The sequence below is a fragment of the Pseudactinotalea sp. genome (assembly GCF_048594945.1).
In the GTDB taxonomy this organism is placed as follows: Bacteria; Actinomycetota; Actinomycetes; order Actinomycetales; family Beutenbergiaceae; genus Pseudactinotalea.
The window spans coordinates 38,185-46,325 of record NZ_JBMDXJ010000333.1; the positions used below are offsets into that span (position 1 = coordinate 38,185).

The window sequence follows — 8,141 nt, forward strand, 5'->3', positions numbered from 1 at the left end:
ACGTTCGTCCGATCCTCCCATCGCAACGTTGCGATGAGTTCCCCGGTGACTCGGGATCCCGTTGCTCAGCGTTCACGCGGAGGACACCCCGGACGCTTTGCATACGAACGTTGCGATGCCCGTCGCAGCACCCGATCGCTCCTCGAAGGGAACCACCACCGTGATCTCGAAGCGACTCCTCACGGCCGGGATCGCCGGCCTCTGCACCGTGGCGCTCGCCACCGCCTGCGGACCGGTCTCCTCGAACGAGTCCGGCAGCACCGGCGACGACGAGGGGGGCGACGGCGCGAGCACCGTCACCATCTTCATCTCCGGCGACACCAATCTCGTCGACCTCTGGGAGCAGGGCATCATTCCCGCGTACGAGGAGGCCAACCCCGGCGTGAACGTGGAGGTCACACTCGACCTGCACGGCGAGCACGACCAGCAGACCGTCGCCAAGCTCGTCACCGCCACCGAGGCCGGCGACGACCCGGGCTTCGACCTCGTGGACGCCGGCTTCGTCATCTCGAGTGCGGCGGAAGCCGGAACGCTGCTCGAGATCGAAGCCGGCAGCATCGCCGGCCTCGACAGCGTCCCAGAGGACACGGTGACTGCGGGCAAGGGCGTCGGCATCCCCTATCGCGCCTCCTCGGTGCTGTTGGCCTACGACAGCACGGTGATCGACACCCCGCCCGCGACACTCGATGAGCTGCTCACCTGGATCGAGGACAACCCCGGCGAGTTCGCCTACAACTCGCCCTCGACGGGTGGGTCCGGCGGAGCGTTCGTCACCACGGTGCTCGACAGCTACCTCACCCAGGAGGAGCAGGACGCGCTGCGCGTGGCCTACGACGAAGACCTCCAGGAGAAGTGGACGCCCGGGTTCGAGCGCCTGAACGAGCTGGGTGCGTCCGTGTATCAGGGCGGCGTCTACCCCAACGGCAACTCCCAGGTGCTCGAGCTGCTCGGCAACGGTGGCATCTCGATGGCGCCCGTGTGGAGCGATCAGTTCATCACCGCGGTGGAGACCGGGCTGATCTCCGAGGAGGTGCACTACACGCAGATCAGCGACCCGTCCTTCACCGGGAGTGCCTCCTATCTCGGCATCCCCCGGACCGCGGACAACACCGAGGGCGCGATCGACCTGGTGAACTTCGTGCTCAGCCCTGAGGGACAGACGATCATTGCCGAGCAGATCTCCGGCTACCCGGTGATCGCGCTCGACCAGCTCCCCGAGGACATCGCCGAGCAGTTCGCCGATGCCGACCCCAGCGCGCTGCGTCCCGGTTACTACAGCGACAACAACAACGACATGAGCAACCTGTGGGACCAGCTCGTCCCGTGAGCGCGACCCGCAGCCGACCCGGCCGCGCCCGCCCCAGCAGCGCGGCCCGCCACGCAGAACGTCGACGCGCGGCGGTCGGGTTCTCGATGGCTCTGCCTCCGGTGCTGGTGATCCTGTTGTTCGTCGGGGTGCCGGTGCTGCTGGCGATCGGCTTCAGCTTCGGCATGACCGGCGGCCTCAACCGCACCGCCGCCCTGATCGGGCAGAACGTCTACACCGCTGACGGGCTGGTCACCGGCGCCGCCTACAAGCAGCTCTTCGCCGACCCACGGTTCTTCCGGGATCTGGTGGCCACGGTGCTCGTCACCGTGGTCACCACCCTCACGGTGCTGACCATGGCGATCGGGATCGCGGTGCTGCTGCGGCTCCGTGCAGGCTGGGCGTCCTCGATGCTCTCCGGTCTGGGTGTGGTGCCGCTGTTCATCCCGGTGGTGATCGCTTCCTGGGCGATTCTCAACTTCTACTCGGGCGACGGGTTCCTGCGCAGCCTGTTCGCCCAGTTCGGGGCCGAGGCTCCGATCTTCGGGTTCACGGTCACCGGGGTGATCATCGCCTCGGTCTGGGTGAACCTGCCGTTCGCACTGCTGATGTCCACCTCCGGCATGCAAGGCATCCCTGACGCGCTGATCGACGCCGCCCGCGACGCCGGAGCCAGCACCGCCACGATCGTGTTCCGGATCCTCGTCCCGCTCGCCGGCATCCCGCTGATCATCGCGGGGACGTTCACGGCGATCGGGGTGCTGGGACAGTTCACGGTCCCCTACTTCACCGGACCGAACGCGCCCCAGCAGCTGGGGGTGGACATCAGCAAGTACTTCCAGTCCTTCAACCAGCCGCAGCAGGCTGCCGCGATCGCCGTGGTGGTGTTCGTGATCGCTTCCGGGGTGGCCGCCACCTACGTGTGGGCGAACTTCCGCTCCGCCAAGTCCGAAGGGCGCGTCTGATGAGCTCGACCACACGCAACCCGGGCGGCCGCATCCTCACCACCGTGCTGATCGTGCTGGTGGCGGGCTTCATCCTCGGCCCGCTGATCTGGCTCGGCATGCACGCGTTCGCGACGCGCTGGCGCTACCCCAACCTGCTGCCGGAAGGGTGGACGCTCGACTGGTGGCGCGTGGTGTTCGCCGAGCCCGAGCTGTTCGGGGCCATGCAGAACACGTTGTTCTTCGCACCGGTCACGGTGCTGCTGTCGGCGCTGATCTGCCTGCCTGCCGCCTATGCGTTCTCGCGCTTCAACTTCCCCGGACGGCGGATCTTCCTCATCGGTCTGTTCGCCACCAACGCGTTCCCCAAGATGGGTCTGTTCGTGGCGATGGCCACGGTCTTCTATGGGCTCAATCTCATGGAGACGGCGCTCGGCATCGTGATCGTCCACCTGATCGGGACCGTGGTCTTCATGACGTGGATCCCGGCGGCGGCGTTCTCCTCGGTTCCGCGCTCGCTGGAGGAGGCGGCGCGCGACGCGGGTGCGGGCAAGCTGCGGGTGTTCCTCACCGTCACTCTGCCGCTGGCCATGCCGGGGATCCTCGTGGCCTGCGTGATGAGCTTCCTCGCGTCCTTCGACGAGGCGCAGGGCACCTACCTGGTGGGGGCGCCGTCGTACATGACGATGCCCACCGAGATGTACTCGCTGGTGCTCAACTACCCCAAGCAGGTCGCGGCCGTGTTCGCGATCCTGCTCTCGATCCCCTCCGTGGTCCTGCTGCTGCTGACCCGCCGCTACATCATGGGCGGGCAGCTGGCCGAGGGCTTCCAGATCCGTTAGGACCGACGTGACCGAATCCTCCACCACACCCGGCCTGCGGCTCGCAGGCATCAGCAAGGTGCTCGGCGGCCGCACGATCGTCGACGACCTGCACCTCGACATCGCGCCCGGCGAGATGGTCTCGCTGCTCGGCCCCTCAGGGTGCGGAAAGACGACGACGCTCCGTCTGATCGCTGGATTCCTCCACCCCGACCAGGGCACGGTCGAGGTGGCCGGCACCGACATCACCCGCCTGGGCCCCGAGCGGCGCCCGAGCGCGATGGTGTTCCAGAACTATGCGCTCTGGCCGCACATGAGCATCACCAAGAACGTGGCCTTTCCCCTCAAGGTCGCGCGGGTCCCGCGCACGGAGGTGAAGGAGCGCGTGGCCGAGGTGCTGGAGCTCGTCGGCCTCTCGCACCACGCCGACTCGCGACCCGCGCATATCTCCGGAGGCGAGCAGCAGCGCGCCGCGCTCGCCCGTGCGCTGGTGCAGCGACCGCAGCTGCTGCTCCTCGACGAGCCGCTCTCCAACCTCGACGCCAAGCTCCGGGTGCGTGTCCGCGAGGAGATCCGCGACATCCAGCAACGGCTCGGCATCACGACCGTGCTGGTCACGCACGACCAGGAGGAGGCTCTGTCGGTCTCGGACCGGGTCGCCGTGATGAGCGAGGGGCGGATCGAGCAGGTCTCCACGCCCGCCGAGTTGTACCGCGCGCCCGCCACCGCGTTCGTGGCCGGCTTCATCGGGTCCAGCAACACGATCCCTGCACTCGACCTGGGCGAGGGTGAACCCGGCGCCGAGTGGATGGTGCGGCCCGAGGATGTCCGTCTGGATCCTGCTGGCATGCCCGGCGTCGTCACGCGCGTGCTCCCGCACGGGCATTACGCCGAGGTCGTGGTCCAGGTCAACGACACGAACCTGCGGGCCTTCGTGACGGGTGAGCCACCCGAGCCCGGTGACGAGGTCGGCGTGCGGATCTCGCGCGCGCTCCGGTACCGCGATGGCAAGCTCGACGACGCACCCGTGACGGTTCCCGCGTGACCGGCCCCCGGCTGGTCGCCCACCGCGGACTGCACGGCAACGCAGGCGGCGGCGCACGCGAGAACACGCTCGCGGCCGTGCAGGCTGCCCTCGATGCCGGCCTCACCTGGATCGAGATCGACGTCCGTGTCACCTCCGACGCGCACGTGGTGCTCCTGCACGACCCCACGCTCGAGCGACTGTGGGGTGATCCGCGTGCCATCACCGACGTCTCCCTGGACGAGGTCCGTGAGCTGGGCGGCGGTCAACGCCGGATCCCCTTGCTCACTGAGGCGCTCGCGCTCGTCGCGGGCACCGACGCCACGTTGCTGATCGACATCGACGACGCGGACGTGGCTCCGACCGCAGCGCAGCTCGTCGCCACGAGCGAGACGAAGGCGCGCACCGCCTGGTGCGGGCATCCCAACGCGATGCGTCAGGTGCGCGAGGTGATCCCCGAGGCGGCTGTGTGGACCCCCTGGTACTCCGCCGAGCCACCCGTCGCGGCCGATCTCCACGGCGTGACGCTGATCAACGCCCAGCACCTGCTCGTGGGACCCGCGTTCGTCGAGGCGATGCACGCCCAGGGTGTCGAGGTCGCCGTCTGGACCGTCGACGACGCGGCTCAGGCCGCGCATCTGGCCGCGATCGGTGTCGACTCGATCACCACCAACCGGGCCCAGGTCGTGGCATCCGCAGTGGCATCCGGGACGGTCGACGACCGCGCCCGGCAGGCGTCGATCGCGCTCGAGCTCGCCGACCACGCGGCTGAGGCCACGGCGCGAGCCCGGCGCGTCGGCGTCGGGCCTGTCGAGACCAAGACCGGCCCGGCCGATCACGTCACCGAGGTGGATCGCGAGATCGAGCGCCGGGTGCGGGAGGTGCTCAGGGCGCAGTTCCCCGACCATGACATGGTCGGCGAGGAGTACGGCGGTACGCACGACGGCGATCGGCCGTGCTGGTACCTCGACCCGGTGGATGGCACCGCGAACCTGGCCAACGGGTTCCCGTGGACCAGCTTCTCGCTCGCCCTCGTGGAGAACGACCGACCCGTGGTCGGCGTCGTTCTCGACCCGGTCTCGGACCGCCCGGACGGCGGTCCGACGCCGGTCCCCGTGCTCGCGATCGAGGGCCGCGGCAGCTGGCGGGCGGGCGAGCAGCTGCGGACGTCGCCGAACCTCGGTGCCGACCCGCTCTCGGGTGCGCTGGTGATCACCGAGCTCGACGGAGCGCGTGCGTGGCCGGGCCTGCACGACCTGCTCGATGCGCTCGCCGAGCGACACTGCACGATGCGCGTGCCGGGTTCGGGCACAGCGACGCTCGCCGGCATCGCGATGGGGCGCGGGGTCGCCGCGATCATCCACCGATACAGCCCGCTCGACCACGCGGCCGCTGCCCTGGTGGTACTCGAAGCAGGCGGCACCGTGCTCGACGGCCACGGCGAGCCGAACCCGCACCCGGTCGGCAGCACGGTCGTCGCGGGAGCCGATGAGCGCGCCGCCACCGCGCTGTGGCGGCAGTGGCAGGAGACCTCCCCGTGGGAGCACGATCTGGGGTCCCGAACAGCGTAGGCCTCACGATGGCGATGTCACCGGGGAGCTGGGCGCCTCGCGGCTGCGGTGTTGCAGAAGTGTCCACCAGGGCGCACGGTGCAACGGCGACACGAGCGAGAGGTAGTAGCAGTGTCCACGAGGGCGGCTTGTGCGACGGCACGGCAGTCGCCGGCCTACGAACAGCGGCTCCGTGCGCCGGAGCCTGTCCGAGGGCGCCAGTAACTTGGGCACCATGCTCACCACACTCGCGGTCTCCGGCTACCGCTCGTTGCGCGACGTCGTGGTCGAGCTCGGCCAGATCACCGTGGTCACGGGCGCCAACGGCTCGGGGAAGTCGAGCCTGTACCGGGCGCTGCGGCTCCTGACCGACGCGGCTCGCGGCGAGGCCGTGTCCGCGCTGGCGCGCGAGGGTGGCCTGCCCTCCACGCTCTGGGCCGGGCCGGAGACGATCTCTGGGGCGATGCGTCGCGGCGAGGTCCCGGTCCAGGGCACTCGCCGCAGCGGGCCGGTGCGGCTTCAGATCGGCTTCGCGAGCGACGGCCTCGGCTACGCGATGGACCTTGGGCTCCCGAAGCGGGACATGCCCACCCGCTTCGAGCTGGACCCGGAGATCAAGGCCGAGCACGTGTGGAGCGGTCCGGTCCCACGCCCGGCCGCCCTGCTGGCGCAGCGGCACGGGGCCGTCGCGACCACTCGGACCGACGAGGGCTGGGACGAGCTCACGCTCTCGCTCCCGACCTACTCCTCGATGCTCGCCGAGCTGGCCGACCCCACCCGCGCGCCCGAGCTGCTGACGCTACGCGAGCAGATGCGGGGGTGGCGCTTCTACGACCACCTGCGCACCGACGCCCACGCACCGGCGCGCGCTGCGAGCGTCGGCACCCGCACTCCCGTGCTCGGCGGTGACGGTGCCGATCTCGCCGCGGCGATCGCCACCATCATCGAGATCGGCCGCGCTGACACCCTGGCCGAGGCGGTCTCCCGCGCGTTCGAGGGGTCGCGCTTGCAGATCGAGGTGGAGAACGGCCGCTTCACGCTGCTGCTGCAGCAACCAGGGATGTTACGGCCGCTGCGCGCTGACGAGCTCTCCGACGGCACGCTGCGGTACCTGCTGCTCGCTGCAGCGCTGCTCAGCCCGAGGCCGCCCGAGCTGTTCGTCCTCAACGAGCCGGAGACCTCACTGCACCCTGACCTGCTGGCACCCTTGGCCGAGATGGTGCGCGCCGCAGCAGAGCGCACCCAGATCGTGCTCGTGACCCACTCCGCCCCGCTGGCGGCGGCGCTGGGCGATGATGTCACCCGCGTGGAGCTGGTCAAGGAACTCGGCGAGACGCAGGTCGCCGAGCAGGGACTACTCACGCGTCCGTCCTGGTCGTGGCCGAAGCGATAGAGAGGAGAACCCCACCATCTTTCACATCGTCTTCTACGAGCCGCGTATCCCCGGGAACACCGGCAGCGCCATCCGCCTGGCAGCGGTCACGGGCAGCACGCTGCACCTTGTCGAGCCGCTCGGCTTCGATCTCTCGGAAGCCAAGCTGCGCCGGGCGGGACTGGACTATCACGACCTGGCGAACGTCGTCGTCCATCCCGACTGGGAGGCGACCCTGGCGCACCTGAGCGAGCATGGCACCGGGCGGATCTTCGCGTTCACCGGGCGCGCGAGCACCGGGTTCCACGAGATCTCCTACCAGCCGGGCGACGCACTGCTGCTCGGTCCCGAACCTGACGGTCTGCCCGATCACCTCCTCGACGATGTCCGCCTCACCGAGCTGGTCCGGATTCCGATGCAGCCGAGCGTGCGGTCGCTCAACCTCGCGAACGCCGCATCGATCGCCGTCTACGAGGCCTGGCGCCAGCACGGCTACGACAGCGGGGTCTAGGTTTCCTTGGTCGCTCGGGTCTGCGCCCTCCAGAAGGTCATCCGGCTCTCCGGACTGATCCGCGGGGACATGGTTGCGTACGCGGCGTTGCCACGAGCTGCATCACGGGTCCTCTCGGGAACCCACGCGGGGGCTGAAGCGTGACTGGCGTGCCATGTGGGCGCCTCTGTCACGCCGAAGGCCACCGTGGCGTGAGAGGCGTGCCGGCATGGCAGCTGAGTCACGCCGATGCGGGCCCGGGCGAGGCCCAGCGTCGAGGAAGTGACATCGACGGCACGTGGCTCCCGGTTGTGGGCGATTGGCGTTGAGAAGCTGACACCAACGGCACGCCAGCCCCGCAGGCGAGTGCCAACGGCCAACCGCTATTCGCTGACTCCGACCCACGGATCAGTCCGGAGAACGGTTATCCACAGGTTCAGTTCCCGCCGATGGCGGCGGGTCCGCCCCGATGCCATCGTGGTTCCCTCCGACGAGAGGACCGTGCTATGTCGACGGAGCCCGCCGCCGAGCAGCGCAAGCGAGCGGCACAACGCCGAGACCGGTCGCTCACGCTGTGGCTCCTGCTGGGATCGGCACTGCTGGCCGGCATCCTCTACGGCGGCAGTGTGATCCT

General features: G+C 69.5%; 7 protein-coding genes. All 7 read left to right on the forward strand.

Annotated elements, in window-relative coordinates; all coding sequences use genetic code 11:
- The first annotated feature begins 115 nt into the window (after positions 1-115).
- Entirely contained in the window at positions 116-1,327 is a 1,212-nt protein-coding gene (locus ACOJSN_RS15055) for an extracellular solute-binding protein (RefSeq protein WP_420113306.1), read from the forward strand.
- Positions 1,324-2,271, forward strand: a complete 948-nt coding sequence (locus ACOJSN_RS15060) for an ABC transporter permease (RefSeq protein ID WP_420113307.1) — start codon at positions 1,324-1,326, stop codon at positions 2,269-2,271. Before ACOJSN_RS15055 ends, ACOJSN_RS15060 begins: the two co-directional genes overlap by 4 nt.
- Complete coding sequence (locus ACOJSN_RS15065; RefSeq protein WP_420113308.1) at positions 2,271-3,092, forward strand: ABC transporter permease; 822 nt, start codon at positions 2,271-2,273, stop codon at positions 3,090-3,092. The genes ACOJSN_RS15060 and ACOJSN_RS15065 overlap by 1 nt, the downstream gene beginning before the upstream one ends.
- A gap of 7 nt (positions 3,093-3,099) precedes the next feature.
- Positions 3,100-4,116: an ABC transporter ATP-binding protein gene (locus ACOJSN_RS15070; protein ID WP_420113309.1), complete on the forward strand. Its 1,017-nt coding sequence runs from the start codon at positions 3,100-3,102 to the stop codon at positions 4,114-4,116.
- Entirely contained in the window at positions 4,113-5,666 is a 1,554-nt protein-coding gene (locus ACOJSN_RS15075) for an inositol monophosphatase family protein (RefSeq protein ID WP_420113310.1), read from the forward strand. The genes ACOJSN_RS15070 and ACOJSN_RS15075 overlap by 4 nt, the downstream gene beginning before the upstream one ends.
- 214 nt (positions 5,667-5,880) lie before the next feature.
- Positions 5,881-7,038 (forward strand): AAA family ATPase, encoded by a 1,158-nt coding sequence (locus ACOJSN_RS15080; protein ID WP_420113311.1) that lies wholly within the window; start codon positions 5,881-5,883, stop codon positions 7,036-7,038.
- Between the two features lie 16 nt (positions 7,039-7,054).
- The gene (locus ACOJSN_RS15085) at positions 7,055-7,528 is read left to right on the forward strand and encodes a tRNA (cytidine(34)-2'-O)-methyltransferase (protein WP_420113314.1); all 474 of its coding nucleotides are present in this window, start codon (positions 7,055-7,057) and stop codon (positions 7,526-7,528) included.
- The last annotated feature ends 613 nt before the right edge of the window (positions 7,529-8,141 follow it).

Bases quoted from the DNA above. Each gene is read 5' to 3' on its own strand.
- ACOJSN_RS15055 (WP_420113306.1), top strand. From the start codon at position 116: ATGCCCGTCGCAGCACCCGATCGCTCCTCGAAGGGAACCACCACCGTG.
- ACOJSN_RS15080 (WP_420113311.1), top strand. From the start codon at position 5,881: ATGCTCACCACACTCGCGGTCTCCGGCTACCGCTCGTTGCGCGACGTC.
- ACOJSN_RS15065 (WP_420113308.1), top strand. From the start codon at position 2,271: ATGAGCTCGACCACACGCAACCCGGGCGGCCGCATCCTCACCACCGTG.